Genomic DNA, 22,165 nt, shown 5'->3' with positions numbered 1-22,165 from the left:
GCGCGTCCGCTACGCGGCCGACGGGCAGCCCAATCAGCCCCCGCGCCCACTACGCGACCGGGGGCAGCCCAATCAGCCCGGCCGGCGTTCGAGGCCGAAAAAGGGTCCGCGATCGCCTGTCGCAACTTCGACCCGTGCCGCGAGCAACGCCCCCGGCCCGGTGGGGGCAGCCCAATCAGCCCGGCCGGCGTTCGAGGCCAAAAAGGTTCCGCGATGACTCGTCGCAACCTCGGGGCGCGTCGTAAGCAGCGCCCCCGGCCCGGTGGGGGCAGCCGAATCAGCCCGGCCGGCGTTCGAGGCCAAAAAAGGTGCGCCACCACCCGGCGCAAGCTCGACGCGCGCCGCAAGCGAGCCCCTCAGCCCGGCCGGCGCATGAGGCCAAAAGCCCGCACTCACCCTCGCATCATGGCCAAAAACGCATGCTCCACATCCGTCCGAGCCAGCACCCCGTACACCCGCCCATCCGGCTCCACGACCAGATACTCACTCGCGGGAGCGCCCCGCATCGCCACCAACAACTCCTCACCCGCCAAATCCGCCGGCACCCGCATCCCCTCCGCCAGATCCCGCGCCAACGCCCCCACCGCCACCCACGGCCGCCGATGCTCCGGCGTCGCCAACACCGCCGACTCGCGCACCAGCGCGACCGGCTCCCCGCCCCCGTCCACCACCACCAGCCCCCGCGCCCCCTCCTCGTGCGCCCGCCGCAACGCCTCCGCCAACGGCACGCTCGCCGCCACCGGAATCGCCCGCCGCGTCAGCACCCGCACCCGCAACTGCGGCAACCGCTCGCGCAACCGCTCCGCCCGCAACGACTGCACCGCCCCCGCCCACATGAAACCGGCCACCAACGCGCCGAAGATCATCGTGTACGTGCGTGCGCCCGCATCCGCCCCCAACGACCACGCCACCGCGGCGACCAGCACCACCACCGCCAGCACCCGCCCGGCCCACGACGCCGCGATCGTGCCCGCCAACGGCCGCCCGCTGACCCGCCACACCACCGCCCGCAACATCCGGCCACCGTCCAACGGCAACCCCGGCAGCAGATTGAACGCCGCCACCAACAGATTGGACACCGCCAACAACGCGATCATCCGCCCCGGCAACGTGTCCACGTGCAACGCCAGGCCGATCAGACAAAACCCGCCACCCAGCACCAACGACAACGCCGGCCCCGCCGCCGACACCAGGAACTCGTGCCGCGCCGTCTCCGGCTTGTCGATCTCCGACACCCCGCCCAGGAACTGGATGGTGATCCGCCGCACCGGCAGACCCAGCCGCAGCGCCGTCACCGCGTGCGCCAACTCGTGCACCAGCACCGACACGTACAACAACACCGCGAAGCCGAACGACAACACGAACCGCCACGGCCCCAGATCCGGGAACAGACTCTGGAACGTCGGCGCGAACAACACGGTGATCACCGCCGCGATCACGAACCACGTCGGCGCCACATAGACCGGCACCCCGAACGGACGCCCCATGAGCAGGCCACGCCTCGGCTCCCGGCGCGGAGCCTCGTCCTGCCGCACCCGGCGTCCCTGCGGCCTGCTCGAATCAGTCACGCTCAAGATGCTATGCAACCGAGCCCCGGTTCGACCCCCATGGGCCCCGGACCCACGCGTCGGAGCGTCGCCGCCGACCGACTAGGCTGACCCCCATGTCCGAACCGACCGGTACCGCGCGCAGGCGCGGACCCTTCCAGGTCGGGGACCAGGTTCAGCTGACCGATCCCAAGGGCCGCCACCACACCTTCACCCTCGAAGCGGGCAAGGCGTTCCACACCCACAAGGGCTCGTTTCAACACGACGCGCTGATCGGCGCCCCCGAAGGAACCGTCGTACGGTCCACCGGGAACACCGACTACCTCGCGCTGCGACCTCTGCTCCCCGACTTCGTCCTGTCCATGCCCCGCGGCGCCGCGGTGATCTACCCCAAGGACGCCGGCCAGATCCTCGCGATGGCCGACATCTTCGCCGGCGCCCGCGTCGTCGAGGCCGGCGTCGGCTCCGGAGCGCTGAGCACCTTCCTGCTCCGCGCCATCGGCGACAGCGGGCAGCTCGCCTCCTACGAACGCCGACAGGACTTCGCGGACATCGCCCGCAAGAACGTCGAACGCTACTTCGGCGCCCCCCACCCCGCGTGGAAGCTGACCGTCGGCGACCTCCAGGACAACCTCGTCGAGACCGGCGTCGACCGCGTCATCCTCGACATGCTCGCGCCCTGGGAATGCCTCGACGCGGTCTACAAGGCGCTCGCCCCCGGCGGCCTGGTGTGCTGCTACGTGGCCACCACCACGCAGCTCTCGCGCACCGTGGAGACCATGCGGGTGATGAACTGCTTCACCGAACCGCAGCCGTTCGAGTCGATGGTGCGCTCCTGGCACGTCGAGGGCCTCGCGGTGCGCCCCGACCACCGGATGATCGGACACACCGGCTTCCTGGTCACCGCCCGCCGACTGGCCGACGGGGTGGAACCGCCGCTGCGCCGGCGCCGCCCGTCCAAGGGCTCCTACGGCGACGACTACGCCGGCCCCGGCGCGGAGGCGGGCGACTCGGCGGCATCCTGACCCACCGTCAGCGATGGGTCGAATCGCCGGTAATGGTTGAGACAAGGCGGGCCGGAACCCTGTACCGGGGCCCGGCCCGCCGCATATCGTCATCCACCGTGGCGGACGATCACTCTGAGAACCGGCCCGTGCGCGGCGACAGTCCCCGCGGGCTCGCGACCACCGACGGACCACCCGACACCACGATCCCCCCGCACCGCGAGATACCCGACGTACGCAACGGCATCGCCTTCGCCGCCGCGGGCATCGTGTTCCTGTTCATCGTGGTGACCGGCCTGGTCATCTGGGCCGCCGCATCCCTCGACGGCGGCATACCCGGCGTCACCGCACCGGCCCGGGGCCGCCCCAACCAACAGGACCCCCCGGCCGCGCCGCGCACCCTCGAACCCACCCACGCCGGCGGCACCACCACCGAGCAGGGGCGAAAACCGGCCGGCCCACCCACCGAGACGGTGCAGGCCGCACCGCTCGCGGGCAACCGCCGACCCGCCGGCGGCCCGAGCGCCGCCGAACTCGCCGGGCTCGCCCTCCCCCTCGACTGCCCCGGCGTCGGCACCCGCGTCCACAACGTGCTCACCGACCCCGACGGGCCCACCGTGGTCCGCGTCACCTGCGCCGCCGGCTCCGGCAGCCCGCCCACCGCGCTGCTCGCCTACGCCTGGGACGCCGGCGCGCCGCGCCTGGTGGCCACCCTCCTCGGCACCGACGAGGGCCTGCTGGTCGACGACCTCACCCGCGCCGGCGACACGATCACCGCACACGCGCAGGGCTGGTCCACGCCCGACATCCCGCGCTGCTGCCCCGACACGAGCACGACACTGCGCTGGCGACTGACTCCACTCGGTGCCCAACGGATCTGACGCGTCGCCAGACACGAGACCACAAAGCGGAATTCAGGAGGCTTCCGGCCCGAATACCTCGACCCCGTCGGAAACACGACGCATGTGGATGCATTCCCCGGGACACTTGCGTGTGGCGTCGATCACGTCCACGAGCAGCGGCGCGGGCACCGGAACCACCGCGCCCGGCTCGGTGCGCAGCTCGTCGTCCGCGCCCTTGACGTACGCCAGCCCGTCGATGTCCAGCTCGAAGACCTCCCGCGCGTACTGGACGCAGATGCCGTCCCCGGTGCAGAGATCCTGATCGATCCAGACCTCGAGGGGTTCGTTTTCCGCGGACATGCGGCCTCTCTCTTCACCGATTCGTACCGACACGCGACCAACAGACCCTACTCGCGCCTGCTTCCCGACGCGGTCGGGTGGGTATCTGATCCTCACAAGCGTGGGGGCAATCGCACGGGTGAAGATCGGACACGCCCGGACAGTCTTGCTGATCAAGGGGTTTCAACCCCTCCTGCCATAGGTAGGGTCGGAGACGTCGCAGCTCCCAGGAGGAGGTGAGGGCCGTGGCAGTCCACGACGACGACATGAACCGTGGTGGGAGGCCGGCTCGGGGTACGGACGACCTCGTAAGCCAGGTTTCTTTTCTAGAGCAGGAAGTCGCCGTCCTGCGTCGCAAGCTCGCCGACTCACCGCGCCAGAGCCGTTTGCTCGAGGAGCGGGTCGTCGATCTTCAGACGTCCTTGGCCGGCATGACCACACAAAACGAGCGACTGGTCGCGACCTTGCGAGAGGCCCGCGATCAGATCGTGGCCCTCAAGGAGGAAGTGGACAGACTCGCCCAACCCCCCTCGGGGTTCGGCGTGTTCCTACAGGCCAACGAGGACGGCACGGCCGACATCTTCACCGGCGGGCGCAAGCTGCGCGTGAACGTCAGCCCCAACATCGAGCCCGACGAACTCCGGCGTGGCCAAGAGGTCATGCTCAACGAGGCCATGAACGTCGTCGACGCCATGGAGTACGAGCTGATCGGCGACGTCGTGATGCTCAAGGAACTCCTCGAGGACGGCGAACGCGCCCTGGTCATCGGGCACACCGACGAGGAGCGCGTGGTGCGCCTCGCCGAGCCGCTGCTCGACGCCCCGCTGCGCGCGGGCGACTCGCTCCTGCTCGACTCCCGCTCGGGCTACGTGTACGAGCGGGTGCCCAAGAGCGAGGTCGAGGAACTGGTCCTCGAAGAGGTCCCGGACATCGACTACACCAAGATCGGCGGTCTGCGGAACCAGATCGAGATGATCCGCGACGCGGTGGAACTGCCCTACCTCCACCCCGACCTGTTCAAGGAACACGAGCTGCGCCCGCCCAAGGGCATCCTGCTCTACGGTCCGCCCGGCTGCGGCAAGACGCTGATCGCCAAGGCCGTGGCCAACTCCCTCGCGAAGAAGGTCGCCGAGGCCCAGGGCAACGAACAGGGCAAGAGCTACTTCCTCAACATCAAGGGCCCCGAACTTCTCAACAAGTACGTCGGCGAGACCGAGCGGCACATCCGCCTGGTCTTCCAGCGGGCCCGCGAGAAGGCCAGCGAGGGCACCCCCGTCATCGTCTTCTTCGACGAGATGGACTCGCTCTTCCGCACCCGCGGCTCGGGCGTCAGCTCGGACGTGGAGAACACCATCGTCCCCCAGCTGCTGTCCGAGATCGACGGCGTGGAGGGCCTGGAGAACGTCATCGTCATCGGTGCCTCCAACCGCGAGGACATGATCGACCCGGCCATCCTGCGCCCGGGCCGACTCGACGTGAAGATCAAGATCGAACGTCCGGACGCCGAGGCGGCCAAGGACATCTTCGCGAAGTACCTCAAGGTCTCGCTGCCGCTGCACGACGACGACCTGGCCGAACACGACGGCAACCGCGACGCCACGGTCACCGGGATGATCCAGGTCGCGGTGGAGCGGATGTACTCGGAGAACGAGGAGAACCGCTTCCTGGAGGTCACCTACGCCAACGGTGACAAGGAGACCCTGTACTTCAAGGACTTCAACTCCGGCGCGATGATCGAGAACATCGTGGGTCGCGCGAAGAAGATGGCGATCAAGGACTTCCTGGAGCACCGCCAAAAGGGCATCCGGGTGGCCCACCTGCTCGCCGCGTGCGTCGACGAGTTCAAGGAGAATGAGGACCTGCCCAACACCACCAACCCCGACGACTGGGCCCGGATCTCCGGCAAGAAGGGCGAGCGGATCGTCTACATCCGTACCCTGGTCTCGGGCAAGCAGGGCGACGAGGCCGGGCGCTCCATCGACACGGTGGCCAACACCGGTCAGTACCTCTGATCCCCATCGAGCATCGATTGACCACCGCCGCCGCGACCCGTGTTCCGGTCGAACACGGGTCGCGGCGCCGTGCCGGCACGACACTTCCGCACAGGGCAATAGTTCCGGCCGTATCCCCAAGGCAATCCAACGGCAATAGGCTCGGCAGCATGACCAGGGTGTACCCCGACCACGGAGAGTGTGGGACGGGTACCGGCCGGGTGAGGGACGAGGGGGTCGCATGACCGTCCGGCGTGTGATGGGCATCGAAACCGAGTACGGAATCTCCGTACCCGGACATCCGAACGCCAACGCGATGTTGACGTCTTCCCAGATCGTGAACGCGTACGCCGCAGCGATGCAGCGGGCCCGCCGGGCCCGCTGGGACTTCGAGGAGGAGAATCCGCTGCGCGACGCGCGCGGGTTCGACCTCGCGCGCGAGCTGGCCGACTCGAGCCAGCTGACCGACGAGGACGTCGGTCTGGCCAACGTGATCCTGACCAACGGCGCTCGGCTCTACGTCGACCACGCCCACCCGGAGTACAGCGCGCCCGAGACCACCAACCCGCGCGACGCGGTGATCTGGGACAAGGCCGGCGAGCGGATCATGGCCGAGGCCGCACGCCGGGCCGGCGAGCTGCCCGGCGGGCAGCAGATCCTGCTCTACAAGAACAACACCGACAACAAGGGCGCGTCCTACGGCACCCATGAGAACTACCTCATGCAGCGCGCCACGCCGTTCGCCGACATCGTCCGGCACCTGACCCCATTCTTCGTCTCCCGGCAGGTGATCTGCGGCGCGGGCCGGGTGGGCATCGGCCAGGACGGCTCCACGCACGGCTTCCAGATCAGCCAGCGCGCGGACTACTTCGAGGTCGAGGTCGGCCTGGAGACCACGCTCAAGCGGCCGATCATCAATACCCGCGACGAACCGCACGCGGACGCCGAGAAGTACCGGCGCCTGCACGTGATCATCGGCGACGCCAACCTGTCCGAGGTGTCCACCTACCTCAAGCTCGGCACCACCGCGCTGGTCCTGTCGATGATCGAGGACCGCTTCCTGGGCAACGACCTGACCGTCGACCAGCCGGTGCGCACGCTGCACGAGGTGTCCCACGACCCGACCCTCAAGCAGCTGATCACGCTGCGCAGCGGCCGGAAGCTGACCGCGATCCAGCTCCAGCTCGAATACCTCGAGTTGGCCCGGAAGTACGTCGAGAACCGGTTCGGGAAGGACGTCGACGCCGACACCACGGACGTGCTCGACCGCTGGGAGTCGGTGCTCGCCCGCCTGGAGACCGATCCGATGTCGCTGGCGCGCGAGCTGGACTGGGTGGCCAAGCTCCAACTCCTGGAGGGCTACCGGCAGCGGGACGCCCTCGACTGGGACGCGCCGAGGCTGCACCTGGTCGACCTCCAGTACGCCGACGTACGGCCCGACAAGGGGCTGTACAACAAGCTGGAGGACCGCTTCGAGCGGATCGCCGGCGAGGCCGAGGTGCAGCGCGCGGTGCATCTGCCGCCGGAGGACACCAGGGCCTACTTCCGCGGCCGGTGTCTGGAGCAGTACGCCGACGAGGTCGCGGCGGCCTCGTGGGACTCGGTGATCTTCGACGTCGCCGGTCACGACTCGCTCCAGCGGGTACCCACCCTGGAGCCGCTGCGCGGGACGAAGGCCCACGTGAAGGACCTGCTCGACCGCTGCCGCACCGCCGAGGATCTGGTCCGCGCGCTCACGGGTGGGTGACCTCGCCCGTTCGCGGGAACAAAGCGAACGGACGGATAAATCGTGTTCCGGAACACCGGGCATCCGACACTCGTTGGCACTTACACCCCCGATCCTTCGGGATCGGGGGTGTGGATCCTCCAGGGAATGGATAAGCACCGGTTCAAGGAAATGATCTCAAGGTGGGGTGAGTGACATGGCCACTAAGGACAGCGGCGGTCAACAGCGCGCGACAAAGCGCTCGGAAGAGGTCGAGGAGACCACCGCCGAAGCCCAGTCGGACGTGCAGGAACGGCACGAAAAGTTGACGGACGACGTCGACGCGGTATTGGACGAAATTGACGAGGTGCTCGAGGAGAACGCCGAGGAGTTCGTGAGGGGATTTGTTCAGAAAGGTGGTGAATAGAGGTAAATGTCCGATTTGAAATCGGGCAAGAATTGCCCTGATTGTAAGGAGTGGAAGCCCGCTCTGGACTTCGGATCCAACGCGAAGAGTCCCGACGGGCTTTCATTCTATTGCCTTGAATGCAATCGGCGGCGTGCGGCGATCTCCTATCGGGCTCGGCGGGAGCGGGCCGGCTTCAAGGTTCGACCCAAAGTGGACGTGCCGGACGGCCATAAGCGCTGTCCGAAATGCGAACGGATCAAACCGCATTCCGAATGGCATAAAAGCTCCCGCCAGTGGGACGGTTTGGCGGCGCACTGTAAATCCTGTCGTAAAATCGACGGGCGAGCCGGATACTTCATGCGCAAATACGGTCTCACCGAGGCCGACCTGAAGCGCATGCTCGCCGACCAAATGGGCGTATGTCCGATCTGTCAGTCCACCCGGCCCGAACACGTCGATCATGATCACGAAACCGGTAGGGTCCGAGCCATACTCTGCTTCAACTGCAATGCAGGACTGGGCAAGTTCAAGGATCGACCCGACGCGTTGCGCCGGGCCGCAACCTATGTGGAAGGGATCGTGTGGAAGCCAACACTCGTGGCACCGGGCGTCTACCGGCTGCCTTCCTGACCCCCGGGTCGTCCTCGTTCGCCGAATTCCTCGACGCGTATCGGCCCGAGCTGTTGCCCGCGCGTAGGACGCCGCCGCTGCAGCCCGTGACGATCGAGGCGCCGCACGGTACGACGATCGTGACCGCGACATTCGACGGTGGCGTGGTGATGGCCGGTGACCGGCGGGCCACGATGGGGAACCTGATCGCACAGCGGGACATCGAGAAGGTGTTCCCGGCCGACGAGTACTCGGTCGTGGGCATCGCCGGCACCGCCGGGCTCGCGGTCGAGATGGTCCGGCTGTTCCAGGTCGAACTCGAGCACTACGAGAAGATCGAGGGCACCACGCTCTCGCTGGAGGGCAAGGCCAACCGACTGTCGCAGATGATCCGCGGCAACCTCGGCATGGCCATGCAGGGCCTCGCGGTGGTTCCGCTGTTCGCCGGCTTCGACGTGGACGGCGGGGTCGGGCGGATCTTCAGCTACGACGTCACCGGCGGCCGGTCGGAGGAGCACGGCTTCCACGCGGTCGGTTCGGGCTCGTTGTTCGCCCGGGGCGCGCTGAAGAAGCTCTACCGCTCCGGTCTGGACGCCGACGGCATCGTGCAGGTGTGCATCCAGGCGCTCTACGACGCGGCCGACGACGACTCCGCCACCGGTGGTCCCGACCTGACCCGACGGATCTACCCGGTGGTCACCCTGGTGACCGAGGACGGCATCCGGCGGCTCTCCTCCGATGAGGTCGGTGCCATCGTCCGGACCGTGGTGAACGCCCGCATGGACGCCCCCGACGGCCCGACCGCCCCGCTGACCTGACGTCGATGTCGACGACCCCACCAGCCGACCCTTCGAGACCGGCTTCGACGAAAAGGACTCCACGGTGACGACGCCCTTCTATGTGTCGCCGCAGCAGGCCATGGCGGACCGGGCCGACTATGCCCGCAAGGGCATCGCCCGGGGCCGCAGCGTGGTCGTGCTGACCTACGCGGACGGCATCCTGTTCGTGGCGGAGAACTACTCTCGCGCCCTGCACAAGATCAGTGAGATCTACGACCGCATCGCGTTCGCCGCGGTGGGCAAGTACAACGAGTTCGAGAACCTGCGGATCGGCGGCGTGCGCTACGCCGACATCCGCGGCTACTCGTACGCGCGCAACGACGTCACCGCTCGCGGCCTGGCGAACGTGTACGCGCAGACGCTGGGCACGATCTTCTCCAGCGGGGGGGAGAAGCCCTACGAGGTGGAGCTGATCGTCGCCGAGGTGGGCGCCGCGCCCGAGGACGACCAGATCTATCGGCTCACCTACGACGGTTCGGTCGCCGACGAGCACAACTACGTGGCGATGGGCGGCAACGTCGAGCAGATCACCGACCAGCTCAAGCGCCGGCACCGCGAGGGGTTGTCGCTGGAGGACGCGCTCAAGGTGGCGGTCGACGCCCTCTCGCGCGACGGTGTCGGCGAGAAGCGCTCCATCACGGCCTCGCAGCTGGAGGTCGCGACGCTGGACCGCACCAGGCCGCAGCAGCGCAAGTTCAAGCGTCTGGTGGGCGGTCAGTTGACCCGCCTGCTCGGCGAGGCCGAGCCGACCGGCGAGGCGGCGGCGGAGAAGGGGGCGGCCGAGGCCGCGCCGGAGACCGCTCCCGAGGCCGGCGAGGAGTAGTCCCGCGGGTTTTCCGCTCCCGGGCGCCCCATCCGCCCGGATCCCGTCACAGGGCCCGTACACCGCCTCGGTGTGCGGGCCCTGACGCGTGTGGGCGGCGCCGGCGGGGTCAGGCCGATGTCGGGGGCGCGGTGGAGCCGCGGATCACCAGCTCGCCGGGCAGGACCACGTCGGGGCCCGCGTCGCCGGTGTCGAGCAGGTCGAGCAGCGCGCTCATGCCGCGGGTGCCCAGTTCGATGGCGGGCAGCCGGAAGGTGGTCAGTTCGGGCTCGACCACGCGCGCGTAGCGCATGTCGTCGAAGCCGGTGACGGACAGGTCGTCGGGCACGCGCAGGCCCAGTGTGCGGGCGGCCTTGTAGGCGCCGGCCGCCTGGAGGTCGTCGTCGCACACGAGCACGGTGGGTCGGATGGGCGCGGCGAGCAGGCTCAGCGCCGCCTCGCGCCCGCCGTCCAGGGTCAGCGGGGCCGATGCCTCGGCGACCACCTCGGCGGGGCCGAGCGCGGCGCGGAAGGCCGCGTCGCGGGCCTCGAACGTCCAGGTCCGCACGGTGGAGCGCAGCCGGGCCACGCGCCGGTGGCCGAGGCCGATCACGTGCCGCGCGATCGTGCGCATGCCCTCGGCGACGTCGTGGTTGACGGTCGGCAGGCCGTGTCCGGGTTCGCTGTCGAGCATGACCAGGGGCAGGTGGCCGGTGCCGGGTCCGGCGGAGCGCAGCACGTCCAGTGGTTCGGCGGCCATCGAGGAGGCGAGTACGCCGTCGATGGCGGCCGGGGAGAAGGCGTTGGGGGCCAGGTCGGCGCCGTCGAGGGTGGGGTAGACGACGACGCCGAAGTCGCGTTCGGCCGCCACTCGGGCGGCGCCGCTGTGCACGGCGCCGAAGAACGGCGAGGTGAGCACCGGTACGACGAGCATCACGGTGCGGGTGCGGCCCAGGCGCAGCGATCGCGCCGACGTGTTGGGCCGGTAGTCGAGGGCCGCGGCCGCCTCACGCACGGTCTCGACGGTGGCGGGGGAGACCCGGCCGCGCCATTTGCCGGCGAGGACGAGGGACACGGTGGACTGCGACACGCCGGCGTGTCGGGCGACGTCCTTGCTGGTCGGGCGACCGGCGGGGGGCGGGGGCGGCGGCACGGTGACCTCGGGCGGCGGAGTCGGGGCGGGGTGGCGGGTGCTGGCGGGGCGGGGTGGCGGGGCGGGTCCAGCCTAGAACGCGCTTGCCATGCGGCCGACCGGGCGGGCACAGTGATACGGGATAGTCATACGTATGACTTCGGGATGAGCGGATGTGTCGAGTGCGGCACGGGAGGGCGGTATCCGCGGATGCGGACCTATCTGGAGCTGCTGCGCGTGCCCTACGCGGGGCGGCTGCTCGGCGGGACGCTGTTCGGGCGACTGCCCAACGGCATGGGTGCGTTGGCGGTGCTGCTGCTGGTGCGCGCGGACGGTGGCGGCTACGGCCTGGCGGGCGCGTTGTCCGCGGTGTACGGGCTGGCCAGTGCGGCGGGGCAACCGGTGCTCGGGCGGTGGATGGACCGGCGCGGGCAGACCCGGGTGCTGATCGGTTCGGCGACGGTGTCCGCGCTGGCCTACGCGGTGTTCGCGCTGGTGGGTGCCCATCCGCTCCCGGTGGCGGTGGCGGCGGTGCTGGTGGCGGGCTTCACCACGCCGCCGCTGGAGGCCGGGTTGCGGGCGCTGTGGCCCTCGGTGCTCACCCCCGAGCGGGTGCAGGCCGCCTATGCGCTGGACGCCGCCGCCCAGGAGGTGCTGTTCACCGTGGGGCCGCTGATCGTGGTGGTCGTGGTCCAGCTGGGTTCGGCGCAGCTGGCCGTGCTGCTGACCGGGTTGGTCGGCGTCGCGGGCACGCTGATCGTGGCCACCTCGCACCCGTCGCGGGTCTGGCGCGGCGAGCCGCACACGCCGCACTGGGCCGGGGCGCTGCGCTCGCCCGGTCTGCGCGTGGTGCTGCCGGCCTTCACGCTGGCCGGGGTCGCGCTGGGCGTGTTGAGCGTGGCGGCGGTGGCGTACGCCGACCGCGAGGGCTCGGACGCGCTGTCGGGGGTGTTCCTGGCGGCGATGTCGTTCGGCGCGCTTCTGGGTGGTCTCGTGCACGGGGTACGGGCCTGGCGTACCCCACCGGCCCGCCGGTTGTTGTGGTTCATGGGGTGGCTGACGGTGTGTTACCTGCCGCTGATCGTGGTGCCCGGGCCGTGGTTGATGATGCCGCTTGCGGTGTTGTCGGGGGTGTTCCTGGCGCCGGCGATCGCGTGCGTGTTCACGCTGATCGACGAGTTGGCGCCGCGCGGCACGGTGACCGAGGCGTTCGCGTGGCTGGTGGCCGCGATGGGCGCGGGCGCGGCGCTGGGCATGGCGGTGGCCGGCTGGGCCGGGGAAGTGGCCGGCGCGCGGGGTGCGTTCGCGGTCGCGGGGGTCGGTGCGGGGCTCGGATTGCTGGTATTGCTGGCCGGTCGGGGCCGGCTGATCCCAAACGTGATCCAGCTTGTGAAAACCACCGACGCGGAGTTGTCCCGGAACGGCGCGTCGTCGGCGTAATGTTGCAGCATGGACCGCCGCATCTTCGGGCTGGAGAACGAGTACGGCGTCACCTGTACGTTCCGGGGGCAGCGCAGGCTCTCCCCGGACGAGGTGGCGCGGTACCTCTTCCGCCGAGTCGTTTCGTGGGGCCGAAGCAGCAATGTCTTCCTACGCAATGGGGCCCGGCTGTATCTGGACGTGGGCAGCCACCCCGAATACGCGACGCCCGAGTGCGACTCGGTGCCGGAACTTGTCGTGCACGACAAGGCCGGTGAGCGCATTCTCGAGGGTCTTCTCGTCGACGCCGAACGGCGGCTGCACGAAGAGGGCATCGCGGGTGACGTGTATCTCTTCAAGAACAACACCGATTCCGCCGGCAACTCCTACGGTTGCCACGAGAACTATTGTGTGGCGCGGCACGGGGAATTCTCCCGGCTCGCCGACGTGCTCATCCCGTTCCTGGTGACTCGTCAGATGTTGTGCGGCGCGGGCAAGGTGCTCCAGACGCCGCGCGGTGCGGTGTACTGCGTGAGTCAGCGCGCCGAACACATTTGGGAGGGCGTCAGTTCCGCCACGACCCGTTCCCGTCCGATAATCAACACGCGCGACGAACCGCATGCCGACGCCGAGCGCTATCGGCGACTGCATGTGATCGTCGGCGACTCCAACATGGCCGAGCCCACCACGCTGCTCAAGGTCGGCTCGACCGACCTGGTGTTGCGGATGATCGAGGCCGGGATCGTCATGCGCGACCTGACCCTGGAGAACCCGATCCGGGCGATCCGTGAGGTCAGCCACGACATGACCGGCTCGCGCAAGGTGCGGCTGGCCAACGGCCGCGAGGCCAGCGCGTTGGACATCCAGCGCGAATACCTGACCAAGGCGCAGGAGTTCGCCGATCGCCGGGGCATCCGCACCGGCACGGTCGAGAAGGTGCTCGATCTGTGGGAGCGCACCCTCGAGGCGATCGACTCCGGCAATCTCGATCTGGTCGGGCGCGAGATCGACTGGGTGATCAAGTATCAGCTGATCGAGCGCTATCGGGCCAAGCACAACCTGCCCATGTCCTCGCCGCGGGTGGCGCAGATAGACCTCGCCTACCACGACATCCACCGGCGCCGAGGGCTCTACTACCTGATGGAGCGACGCGGACAGGTCGACCGGATCGGCAACGACCTGAAGATCTTCGAGGCGAAGTCGCTGCCGCCGCAGACCACTCGGGCGCGGCTGCGCGGCGAGTTCATCAAGAAGGCTCAGGAGCAGCGGCGCGACTTCACCGTCGACTGGGTGCACCTCAAGCTCAACGACCAGGCGCAGCGCACCGTGCTGTGCAAGGACCCCTTCCGGTCGGTGGACGACCGCGTGGAGAAGCTGATCGCCAGCATGTGAGCCGGGCGTCTCGACCCGCGCCGGCCGGCATGTGAGACGAGGCCGCCGCCCACCCCCTCCCGCGTCGGGAGCCGGGTGGGCGGCCGGCATGCTTGATCGATGGTCGATACACCTGCATGGGACATCGCTCCGCCCGTCTTCGAGCTCGACGGGGTGGACGTGTGGGCGCACGGGCCCGCCGGGCGCACCGACATGCTCGTCGGCGTGGACTGGACGGTTCGCGAGGGCGAGCGCTGGGCGCTGCTGGGGCACAACGGCGCGGGCAAGAGCACGATCCTGGCGTTGGCGGGCGCGTTGCGTTTTCCGGGCAACGGCGCGGTGACGGTGCTGGGCAAGCGGCTCGGCAAGGTCGACGTGCGCGAGGTCCGGGCGCAGGTGGGCGCGGTCAACGCGGCGCTGCGGGTGCCCGAATACCTGACGGTGACCGACTATGTGCTCACCGGCGCGAGCGGCACGGTGCAGCCCCTGTACGGCAAGTACGGACCGGCCGAACACGCCCGGGCTGCGGAGTTGATCGCGCTGCTCGGTCTGGAGCGGTTGGCGCGGCGCGAGATCGCGGTGTGTTCGCAGGGTGAGCGCGGCCGAGCCCGGATCGCCCGGGCGCTGATGCCCGATCCCAGGCTGCTGCTGCTCGACGAGCCGGCCAACGCGCTGGATCTGCCCAGCCGTGAGGAACTGCTCGAGGCGATCGACTCGCTGACGCGCGAATATCCGCGGTTGACCCTGGTGATCGTGACGCACCACCTGGAGGAGTTGCCCACCGCGGTGTCCCACGCGTTGTTGCTGCGGCGCGGTGCGACGGTGGCCGCGGGGCCGGTGCGCGAGGTGATGACCGACGCCAACCTCAGCGAGTGTTTCGGGATTCCGCTGACGGTGCGCGCCGAGGACGGGCGCTGGGCGGCGCGGTTGCGCCGGCCGGGTCGCGAAGTGGCCTGAACGCGATTGTCGTCTTCACGTCGCCCTCACATCGGGACCCCATAGAGTGTCCCGGTCCTTGTCCATCTCAGCAGAGGAACATCGTGCGCCGTCTCGCTGCGCTCCTTCTGGTCCCCGCACTGGCCTTCACCGCGGTCGCGTGTGGCGATGACGACGGAGGAAAAACCGTTACACCCATCGTGACCGGTGCCTTCGGGCAGAAGCCGGACATCAAGATCCCCAAGGGGAAGTCCGGCGACAAGACGACGACCAAGATCCTCATCGAGGGCACCGGCGATGTGATCAAGAAGGACGATTACGTCGTCGCGGACACCGTCGGCAAGAACTGGGACGGCACGGACGCGGGCAACTCGTACGACACCAAGACCCCCGAGGTCTTCCAGGCGGGCAGCGCGGAGCTCCTGAAGGAGATCGGGCAGGGGATAATCGGCAAGAAGGTCGGCACCCGGATGCTCGTGGTGGTCCCGGCCAAGGTGACCCAGGAAAAGCAGGCCGTCGTGCTGATGCTGGACCTGCGGTCGACCAAGACGATCGACAGCAAGGCCGAGGCCAAGGGCGCCGCGGTGACCCCGCCGGCCGGTCTGCCGGTGGCGAAGGTCGAGTCGGGCAAGGCCGCGGAGATCTCCATCCCGCCGGGCACCGCCGCGCCGACCAAGCTGGTCGTGCAGCCGCTGATCGAGGGCACCGGCCCGGTGGTCCAGAAGGGCCAGACGCTGGTGGCGCAGTACACCGGCGCACTCTTCGACAAGGGCACCAAGTTCGACTCGTCGTGGGACCACAACGGCGCGACCGCGTTCAAGATCGGTGTCGGCCAGGTCGTGCCCGGGTGGGACGAGGGTCTGGTGGGCCAGAAGGTCGGCAGCCGCCTCCTGCTGGTGCTGCCCGCGGACAAGGGCTACGGCGCCGAGGGCAAGCCGCCGACAATCCCGGCCAACTCGACGCTGGTGTTCGTCGTGGACATCGTCGACGCGCTGGGCGGTACGGCCGCCTGACGGTCGGTGTGGTGGTCGGACCGGGCGGGTCGCCCGGTACGTTGGACGCGCATTCAGTACTCGAACGGATACGGATACCGCTGTGAGCAAGCTTACGAAGCCCGAGATCGACTTCCCCGAGGGCGGCGTGCCCGCCGACCTGGAGATCACCGAGATCTGGGAGGGCGACGGCGCGGTGGCCCAGGCGGGCCAGGACGTCAGCGTGCACTACGTCGGCGTGTCGTTCTCCTCCGGTGAGGAGTTCGACGCGTCCTGGAACCGTGGCCGGCCGCTGGACTTCCGGCTCGGTGTCGGGCAGGTCATCGAGGGCTGGGACCGCGGCGTGCAGGGGATGAAGGTCGGGGGTCGGCGCAAGCTGGTCATTCCGGCGCACCTGGCGTACGGGGACCGCGGATCGCCGGGGGCGATCGCGCCGGGCGAGACGCTGATCTTCGTGGTGGACCTGCTGGGCGTGCGCTAGCCGCACTCGTCGACGGCCCCGGTTCGCGCACACGCTGCGCGGATCGGGGCCGTTTGCGTTCCTGGCCGGCGGGCGGCGGGTCCTCATGCGCTCGGCGGTTGGGTGTCGGCCGGCCTGCGGCCCGCTGTCCTCAAGCGCCGGACGGGCTGGGGTTGGGCTGCCTGGTCTCGACGCTGGGCGGGCTGGGTGTCGGCCGGCCCGGGGCCTGCTGTTTTTAAGCGCCGGGCGGGCTGGGGGTTGGGCTGCGTGGTCTCGATGCCGGGCGGGCTGGGTGTTGGCCGGCCTGCGGCCTGCTGTCCTCAAGCGCCGGGCGGGCTGGGGTTGGGCTGCCTGGTCTCGACGCTGGGCGGGCTGGGTGTCGGCCGGTCCGGGGCCTGCTGTTTTTAAGCGCCGGGCGGGCTGGGGGTTGGGCTGCGTGGTCTCGATGCCGGGCGGGTTGGGGGTTGGCCGGCCCGGGGCCTGCTGTTTTTAAGCGCCGGGCGGGCTGGGAGTGGGGCTGGCTGTTTTTGGCGCTGGGCTGGTGGTGTTCTTGGCCGGCCTGCTGTTCTCAAGCCGCCGGGCGGGCTGGATGTGCCGGTCGGACTGGGTGTGTTGGTTGGGTCAGGTGGGGAGTTGGGTTGCGGCCCAGTGGCCGGCTGCGGCTGCGGCCAGGAAGTAGGCGTGGTCGGCTTCCAGAGGGCGGCCCATGGTGGATAGGGGGGCCGGGCTGGTTTGTAGGGCTTCGTTCAGGGCTTCGGTGGGTTCCATGTGGATGCGGTGGCGGGCTTGTAGTGGGGTGATGTCGGCTGCCACCTGTGTCGCCAGGGGTTCGGGGAGGATCGGGACGATCACGTCTGCCGCGGCCAGGGCTACTCGGCCGTATGCGGTGAGGCTGTGGTGGGAGACGCCGCGGTGGCGTTCGCGGCCGTCGGCGTCGGAGATGCGCAGCGACGCGACCGGGCGCCCGCCGAGCGTGGCGATCGCGTTGATCGCCTCGCCCGCCGCGACTCCGGAGAAGCCCCACCGGGTGCCCGTGCCCAGGTTGCCCGGGCCCTGCGCGACGATCGCCACGTCGGCGTGTTCGACATGGCGCGCGGCCAGCAGGCCGGTGTGCAGGGTGACCGCCTCCAGGTCGCCGCCCAGCGCCTGGCCGACGGTGATCGAGGCGGCCAGCCATCCGTGCGTGCGCAGCGTGTCGACGGTCATCGAGAACCACAGCGGCAGTGTGCCGCCGTCGGTCATCACGTACACCACGCGCGCGTCCGGGCGCGCGGCGCGGATCCCGGCGCAGATCGCGGGCAGCGCCGAGTGCAGGTCGGCGACCACCACCGGCATGCCGTCGAGCGAGTCGGCCGCGCTCAGCGTGGCGTGGTGCGGCGAGTCCTGCTCGTCGACGCCGAGCACCACCGCCTGCATCGGGGTGTAGCGGGCCTTGACCACATGCCCCGGCCCGGGCGGCGGGTCCGCGGGCAGCCGCTCGGGCAACGCCACCACCAGCGCGTAGCCGCCGGTGCCCAGGCCCATGTCCTGCGCGGTGGTGTTGAGCAGCACCGTGTCGCCGACCTCGGGGGTGCCGGTCAGGTGCGGGTAGGCGATCGCGCGCAACGTGCGGGCGGGCTCGGGTTCGGGCACCGCCACCGTCACCTCCACGGCCCCGCGCCAGGCCCGTCGGATCGCCGTCACTTCGCCGCGTCGCCAGGTGATCACGGTCCGAGAGCCTAACGGCGCCGGCCTGCGGCGGGCGAACTCGGGGGGCAGATCGGCGGCCGGGACCAACCCGCGCGCCGAACGCGGTACGGTCGGGGCTGCGCCGTGTGGGAGGGACTGGGATCTGATGGCGATTCCGAAGCAGGAGCGGTTGGTGAGTCTGGTCATGTGCCTGCTCGCCGCCCGTCGCTACGTCACCAAGGAAGAGTTGCGGCAGTCGATCGAGTCGTATCGGCTGTGCACGTCCGACGAAGCCTTCGACCGCATGTTCGAGCGGGACAAGGACGACGTACGCGAGCTCGGCTTCATCGTCGAGACCGGTGCCAACGACCCGCTGATCGAGTCGGCCGACGGCTACCGCATCCGTCCCGAGGCGAACACGCTGCCCCCGGTGGAGCTGGACCCGGAGGAGGCCGCGGCGCTCGCCCTGGCCGCCGGCGCCTGGCAGCAGTCCGCGCTGGCCGGCGCCGCCACCGGTGCGCTGTACAAGCTCAAGGCCGCAGGCGTGGAGATCGACTCGGCCCCGCTGACCAGCGTCGAGCCCAGGGTCACCGCCCGCGAGCCGGCGTTCGGTCCGCTCCTGGACGCGCTGCGCACCCGCAGGCCGATCCAGTTCGCCTACCGCCGCTCGGGCGCCGCGGAGGTCACCGCGCGGGTGGTCGAGCCGTGGGGGATGAGCTGCTGGCGCGGCCGCTGGTACCTGGTCGGCTTCGCCCGCGACCGGGGCGAGCAGCGGGTGTTCCGGCTGGATCGGATCGCCGACAAGCCCAAGCCGAAGCCGCTGAAGGAGCCGTTCTCGGCCGAGGTGCCGGCGAAGGTGGACGTGCGCGCCCAGGTCGCGCGCTTCGCCGGCGAGGGCGGTGAGGGCATCGCCCGGATCCGGGTGCGCGCCGGCGCGGGGTTCCCGCTGCGGGCGCGCGCGAGCGCGGTGCGTCCGGCCGGCGAGGGCTGGGACGAGTTGGAGATGAGTCACGGACACGGACTGCACCACTGGCTCGCCGAGTTCGGCCCCGACGTGGTCGTGCTGGAGCCGCCCCACCTGCGCGACGCCGTGGTCGCGCAACTGCGCGAGGCCGCCCACGGGGCGACGGGACAGGTGAAGGCCGGATGAGCAACGCGATCGACGACACCCGACGGTTGTTGTCCCTGGTGGCCTACCTGCGCGAGCGCCCGGGCACCCAACTCGACGACGTGGCGCGCGCCTTCGGTCTGCCGGTGACCCAGGTCGAGGCGGACCTGGGCACCCTGCACATGTGCGGCACCAGCTTCATGGCCGACGACCTCCTGGAGCCGCACGTCGACTTCGAGGGCCGGGTCTTCCTGGACAACGCCGACGCCCCGGTGCGCCCGGTGCGCCTGGCCCCGCACGAGGCGTTGGCGCTGCTTGTGGCGCTGCGCGCGCTGGCCGGGCTGTCCGGGCTGCGCGAGCGGGACAAGGTGGCGCTGGGCCGGGTGACCGCCAAGCTGGAGGACGCGGCCGGCGAGGCGGCGCGCGCCGCCGAGGGGGTGACCGTCGAGTTCGAGGGCGACGACGCCGCCCAGGAGTCGGCGTTCGCCACGATGGACCGCGCGGTGAGCGAGAAGCGCCGGTTGCGGCTGCGCTACTACGTGCCGCGCCGGGACGAGATCACCGAGCGCGAGGTGGACCCGATCCGGCTGGTCCTGGTCGACGGACACACCTACCTGGTGGCGTGGTGTCGCCAGGCCGAGGGGCGTCGGTTGTTCCGGCTCGACCGGGTCGCCGAGGCGGTGCTGCTGGACGAGGCGTCCGAGCCGCAGCCGATCGAACCGCTCGACCTGGCCGACGGTTTCGCGCCGACCGCCGCCGACGGCATCGAGGTGGTGCTCGAACTGGGGCCCGGCGGGCGCTGGGTCACCGAGTACTACCGCTACGACAAGGTCGAGGAGTTGGCCGACGGCGGTCTGCGGCTGACCCTGCGCACGCCCGACCCCGCCGGGATCCGGCGGCTGGCGTTGCGCCTGGGCGGACACGGCAGGGTGATCTCCCCGCCGGAGCTGGTCGACGATGTACGACGCACCGCGTCGGCTGCGCTCGCGGCCTACGCGGACTAGACCGAGCGGCCGGGTCCGCGGGCGACTGTCCAAAAACGGCACACGCCCCGGGATCCGGCCCGCCGGCACCTCCCGGTACCACCGACGACAACCTTCCCGACCTTGCGAGGAGGCCCACGGTGTCGACGTTCACGGCGCGCTGCCCGGTATGCGGACGGGTGGAGCTGACGGCGGATCAGCTACGGCTGGTGCTGCGACCGAACAAGTCCTTCTACCTCTTCCGCTGCCCCACCTGCGCGGACTCGGTGCGCCGCCCGGCCGGTGAGCGGATCGTCGAACTGCTCACCGACGGCGGGGTGTCGTCCATGCAGGTGGCACGCTGAACGGGGCCTTCGCGGGCTGTTAGGGTCGCCGCATGTTGCCGTGGGTCCTGCTCTTCCTCGTGCTCGTGCTCGTCGGACTCGGCGTCCTCGCCTGGTTCGCCGTGCGGTTGTTCGGTGACGTTCGCCGCTTGGGCGGAACCGTCGCCGACGCCGCCGACCGGTTGTCCCGGGCGGCGGCCGAGTTGGACGCGGCGGGCCGCCCCACGGCGCGAGAAGACGTCGTTCCGCACCCGCGGTCCGCGTCCGCGCACCGGCATTGATTCGCCCGCGTGACCCCTGGGGGTTACGCCCGGTGCAGTTGTTCGCCACCATTGCGTTGCACGTGCGTCATCCGCACCGGCGTACGATCGAACCCGTAACCCCCCGGCCCCGGCAATGAGGTACTGACTATGTTTGGCAAGCTCGGTTGGCCCGAGATCATCCTGATCCTGGTTGTCGTCGTGCTGTTGTTCGGCGCCAAGCGTCTGCCGGACACGGCGCGGGCGCTGGGTCGCTCGCTGCGCATCCTCAAGAGCGAGACCAAGGCGATGAAGGAGGACGGGGCGGCCGAGGCTCCCGCGTCCGACAAGAGTGCCAAGACCACCGAGGCGCCGCCGCGCACCATCTCGGCCGCTCCGGGCGACGTGAACGAGGCGCGGCCGGTCGGCGAGCCCGACCACAACCGTCGCTGAGTCCGTACGCGCCTGTTTAGGAGTCGGCCCTCGAGGTGCTTGACAAGGCAGGGCGAGGACGCAGGTCCGGCCCGAAACAGAAGAAGATCAAGGACGCCGAGGGGCGCATGCCTCTCATGGAGCACTTGCGCGAATTGCGCAATCGCCTCGTCAAGGCGCTCCTGGCCATCATCGTCGTGACCATCGTCGCCGCGATCTACTACAAGGAGATCGGCGCGTTCCTGGTCAAACCCGTCTGCGGGTTGACCACGATCAAGGGCACCGGCGCCACCCAGTGCGGCAACGGTGCCCTGGTGCAGACCGGCGTACTCTCGCCGTTCTCCACCGCGTTGAAGATCTCGCTGGCCACCGGTGTGGTGGTCGCCGCGCCGGTGTGGTTGTACCAGCTGTGGGCGTTCCTCGCCCCCGGTCTGCACAAGAACGAGAAGAAGTACACGCTGGCCTTCGTCGGCGTGGGTTTCCCGCTGTTCGCGGGCGGCGCCTACTTCGCGTACTGGGTCCTGCCGCACGCGCTCGAGGTGCTCACCGACTTCACCCTCGAGGACGCCAGCACCCAGATCCAGGTGGACGACTACCTCAGCTTCGTGCTGCGGATGATCGTCGTCTTCGGTGTCGCGTGCGAACTGCCACTGGTGTTGATCATGCTCAACATAGGCGGCGTGGTCACCGCTCGGCAGCTGGCGAGCTGGTGGCGCTGGGTCGTGATGGGCATCTTCGTCTTCGGCGCGGTGGCCACCCCCACCACCGACCCGGTGACGATGGTCCTGCTGTCCATCCCGATCACGATCCTGTACGGGCTCGCGCTGATCGTCGCGTTCGTCAACGACCGGCGGCGCGGCAAACGCCGTGCCGAGGTGTTCGGCGCGGACCTCGACGACGACGAGGCGTCCGTGCTCGACACCTCCGTCACCCCGGTGGATACGCCGAACCGGGTGGACGAGCGCGAGGCGGTCGACCCGGTCGGCAGGGTGGACGACATCACCTGAGTCCGGTG

The 22,165-nt window shown here is 69.8% G+C and carries 23 protein-coding genes; 19 read left to right on the top strand and 4 right to left on the bottom strand.

The features are described 5' to 3' along the window. Nucleotides 1–392: 392 nt before the first annotated feature. Nucleotides 393–1,568 carry a M50 family metallopeptidase gene (locus ACFXKZ_RS17105; RefSeq protein ID WP_380001106.1) on the bottom strand — a complete coding sequence of 392 codons (1,176 nt, stop codon included), beginning with the start codon at nt 1,566–1,568 and terminating at the stop codon, nt 393–395. A gap of 95 nt (nt 1,569–1,663) precedes the next feature. On the opposite strand from ACFXKZ_RS17105, the gene ACFXKZ_RS17100 reads away from it, so the two are divergent. Next, the gene (locus ACFXKZ_RS17100) at nt 1,664–2,572 is read left to right on the top strand and encodes a tRNA (adenine-N1)-methyltransferase (RefSeq protein ID WP_380001104.1); all 909 of its coding nucleotides are present in this window, start codon (nt 1,664–1,666) and stop codon (nt 2,570–2,572) included. Between the two features lie 128 nt (nt 2,573–2,700). Next, a complete protein-coding gene (locus ACFXKZ_RS17095) occupies nt 2,701–3,432 on the top strand; it encodes a hypothetical protein (protein WP_380001102.1) in 732 nt (243 codons plus the stop codon). A gap of 33 nt (nt 3,433–3,465) precedes the next feature. Here the strand turns inward: ACFXKZ_RS17095 and ACFXKZ_RS17090 are convergent, their stop codons facing one another. Continuing rightward, nucleotides 3,466–3,753 carry a ferredoxin gene (locus ACFXKZ_RS17090; protein ID WP_078978591.1) on the bottom strand — a complete coding sequence of 96 codons (288 nt, stop codon included), beginning with the start codon at nt 3,751–3,753 and terminating at the stop codon, nt 3,466–3,468. A 224-nt stretch (nt 3,754–3,977) separates the two neighbouring features. Between ACFXKZ_RS17090 and arc the strand changes: the two genes are divergently transcribed. The 6 genes from arc (at nt 3,978) to prcA (ending at nt 10,108) form a co-directional block, all read left to right on the top strand. Beyond that, nucleotides 3,978–5,744, top strand: a complete 1,767-nt coding sequence (gene arc, locus ACFXKZ_RS17085) for a proteasome ATPase (RefSeq protein WP_380001099.1) — start codon at nt 3,978–3,980, stop codon at nt 5,742–5,744. A gap of 220 nt (nt 5,745–5,964) precedes the next feature. Then, nucleotides 5,965–7,470 carry a depupylase/deamidase Dop gene (dop, locus tag ACFXKZ_RS17080; RefSeq protein WP_078978593.1) on the top strand — a complete coding sequence of 502 codons (1,506 nt, stop codon included), beginning with the start codon at nt 5,965–5,967 and terminating at the stop codon, nt 7,468–7,470. Between the two features lie 175 nt (nt 7,471–7,645). Next, nucleotides 7,646–7,855 carry a ubiquitin-like protein Pup gene (locus tag ACFXKZ_RS17075; RefSeq protein ID WP_078978594.1) on the top strand — a complete coding sequence of 70 codons (210 nt, stop codon included), beginning with the start codon at nt 7,646–7,648 and terminating at the stop codon, nt 7,853–7,855. A 6-nt stretch (nt 7,856–7,861) separates the two neighbouring features. Continuing rightward, complete coding sequence (locus ACFXKZ_RS17070) at nt 7,862–8,467, top strand: endonuclease VII domain-containing protein (protein ID WP_380001097.1); 606 nt, start codon at nt 7,862–7,864, stop codon at nt 8,465–8,467. Next, nucleotides 8,419–9,264 carry a proteasome subunit beta gene (gene prcB, locus ACFXKZ_RS17065; RefSeq protein WP_380001095.1) on the top strand — a complete coding sequence of 282 codons (846 nt, stop codon included), beginning with the start codon at nt 8,419–8,421 and terminating at the stop codon, nt 9,262–9,264. The genes ACFXKZ_RS17070 and prcB overlap by 49 nt, the downstream gene beginning before the upstream one ends. A 64-nt stretch (nt 9,265–9,328) precedes the next feature. Beyond that, nucleotides 9,329–10,108: a proteasome subunit alpha gene (gene prcA / locus ACFXKZ_RS17060; protein ID WP_380001093.1), complete on the top strand. Its 780-nt coding sequence runs from the start codon at nt 9,329–9,331 to the stop codon at nt 10,106–10,108. A 109-nt stretch (nt 10,109–10,217) separates the two neighbouring features. On the opposite strand, the gene ACFXKZ_RS17055 is transcribed toward prcA, so the two are convergent. Then, entirely contained in the window at nt 10,218–11,240 is a 1,023-nt protein-coding gene (locus tag ACFXKZ_RS17055; protein ID WP_380001090.1) for a LacI family DNA-binding transcriptional regulator, read from the bottom strand. A gap of 144 nt (nt 11,241–11,384) precedes the next feature. Between ACFXKZ_RS17055 and ACFXKZ_RS17050 the strand changes: the two genes are divergently transcribed. The 5 genes from ACFXKZ_RS17050 (at nt 11,385) to ACFXKZ_RS17030 (ending at nt 16,418) form a co-directional block, all read left to right on the top strand. Beyond that, the gene (locus tag ACFXKZ_RS17050; RefSeq protein ID WP_380001087.1) at nt 11,385–12,659 is read left to right on the top strand and encodes an MFS transporter; all 1,275 of its coding nucleotides are present in this window, start codon (nt 11,385–11,387) and stop codon (nt 12,657–12,659) included. Between the two features lie 9 nt (nt 12,660–12,668). After that, nucleotides 12,669–14,030 (top strand): Pup--protein ligase, encoded by a 1,362-nt coding sequence (gene pafA, locus ACFXKZ_RS17045; protein WP_078978599.1) that lies wholly within the window; start codon nt 12,669–12,671, stop codon nt 14,028–14,030. Nucleotides 14,031–14,129: 99 nt separating this feature from the next. Next, nucleotides 14,130–14,966 carry an ABC transporter ATP-binding protein gene (locus tag ACFXKZ_RS17040; RefSeq protein WP_246126500.1) on the top strand — a complete coding sequence of 279 codons (837 nt, stop codon included), beginning with the start codon at nt 14,130–14,132 and terminating at the stop codon, nt 14,964–14,966. 179 nt (nt 14,967–15,145) lie between these two features. Further along, entirely contained in the window at nt 15,146–15,958 is an 813-nt protein-coding gene (locus ACFXKZ_RS17035) for an FKBP-type peptidyl-prolyl cis-trans isomerase (protein ID WP_380001084.1), read from the top strand. Between the two features lie 82 nt (nt 15,959–16,040). After that, nucleotides 16,041–16,418: an FKBP-type peptidyl-prolyl cis-trans isomerase gene (locus ACFXKZ_RS17030; protein WP_380001082.1), complete on the top strand. Its 378-nt coding sequence runs from the start codon at nt 16,041–16,043 to the stop codon at nt 16,416–16,418. A gap of 600 nt (nt 16,419–17,018) precedes the next feature. Here ACFXKZ_RS17030 and ACFXKZ_RS17025 read toward each other — a convergent pair. Next, nucleotides 17,019–18,104, bottom strand: a complete 1,086-nt coding sequence (locus tag ACFXKZ_RS17025) for a DUF3866 family protein (RefSeq protein ID WP_380001080.1) — start codon at nt 18,102–18,104, stop codon at nt 17,019–17,021. Between the two features lie 127 nt (nt 18,105–18,231). Between ACFXKZ_RS17025 and ACFXKZ_RS17020 the strand changes: the two genes are divergently transcribed. From ACFXKZ_RS17020 to tatC, 6 genes are all read left to right on the top strand, one after another. After that, nucleotides 18,232–19,215: a helix-turn-helix transcriptional regulator gene (locus tag ACFXKZ_RS17020; protein ID WP_380001078.1), complete on the top strand. Its 984-nt coding sequence runs from the start codon at nt 18,232–18,234 to the stop codon at nt 19,213–19,215. After that, entirely contained in the window at nt 19,212–20,177 is a 966-nt protein-coding gene (locus tag ACFXKZ_RS17015; RefSeq protein WP_380001076.1) for a helix-turn-helix transcriptional regulator, read from the top strand. Before ACFXKZ_RS17020 ends, ACFXKZ_RS17015 begins: the two co-directional genes overlap by 4 nt. A gap of 119 nt (nt 20,178–20,296) precedes the next feature. Then, nucleotides 20,297–20,500, top strand: coding sequence for a hypothetical protein (locus tag ACFXKZ_RS17010; RefSeq protein WP_078978606.1), 204 nt, complete (start codon nt 20,297–20,299; stop codon nt 20,498–20,500). A 32-nt stretch (nt 20,501–20,532) separates the two neighbouring features. Continuing rightward, entirely contained in the window at nt 20,533–20,760 is a 228-nt protein-coding gene (locus ACFXKZ_RS17005; protein WP_380001074.1) for a hypothetical protein, read from the top strand. 129 nt (nt 20,761–20,889) lie between these two features. Continuing rightward, entirely contained in the window at nt 20,890–21,171 is a 282-nt protein-coding gene (tatA, locus tag ACFXKZ_RS17000) for a Sec-independent protein translocase subunit TatA (RefSeq protein ID WP_078978608.1), read from the top strand. A gap of 107 nt (nt 21,172–21,278) precedes the next feature. Next, entirely contained in the window at nt 21,279–22,157 is an 879-nt protein-coding gene (tatC, locus tag ACFXKZ_RS16995) for a twin-arginine translocase subunit TatC (protein ID WP_380001072.1), read from the top strand. The last annotated feature ends 8 nt before the right edge of the window (nt 22,158–22,165 follow it).

Origin of the sequence: Embleya sp. NPDC059237 (assembly GCF_042754105.1) — a bacterium.
Lineage (GTDB): Bacteria > Actinomycetota > Actinomycetes > Streptomycetales > Streptomycetaceae > Embleya.
Note: the sequence above shows the minus strand (reverse complement) of the source record. Positions and strands in the feature narration are given on the sequence as shown.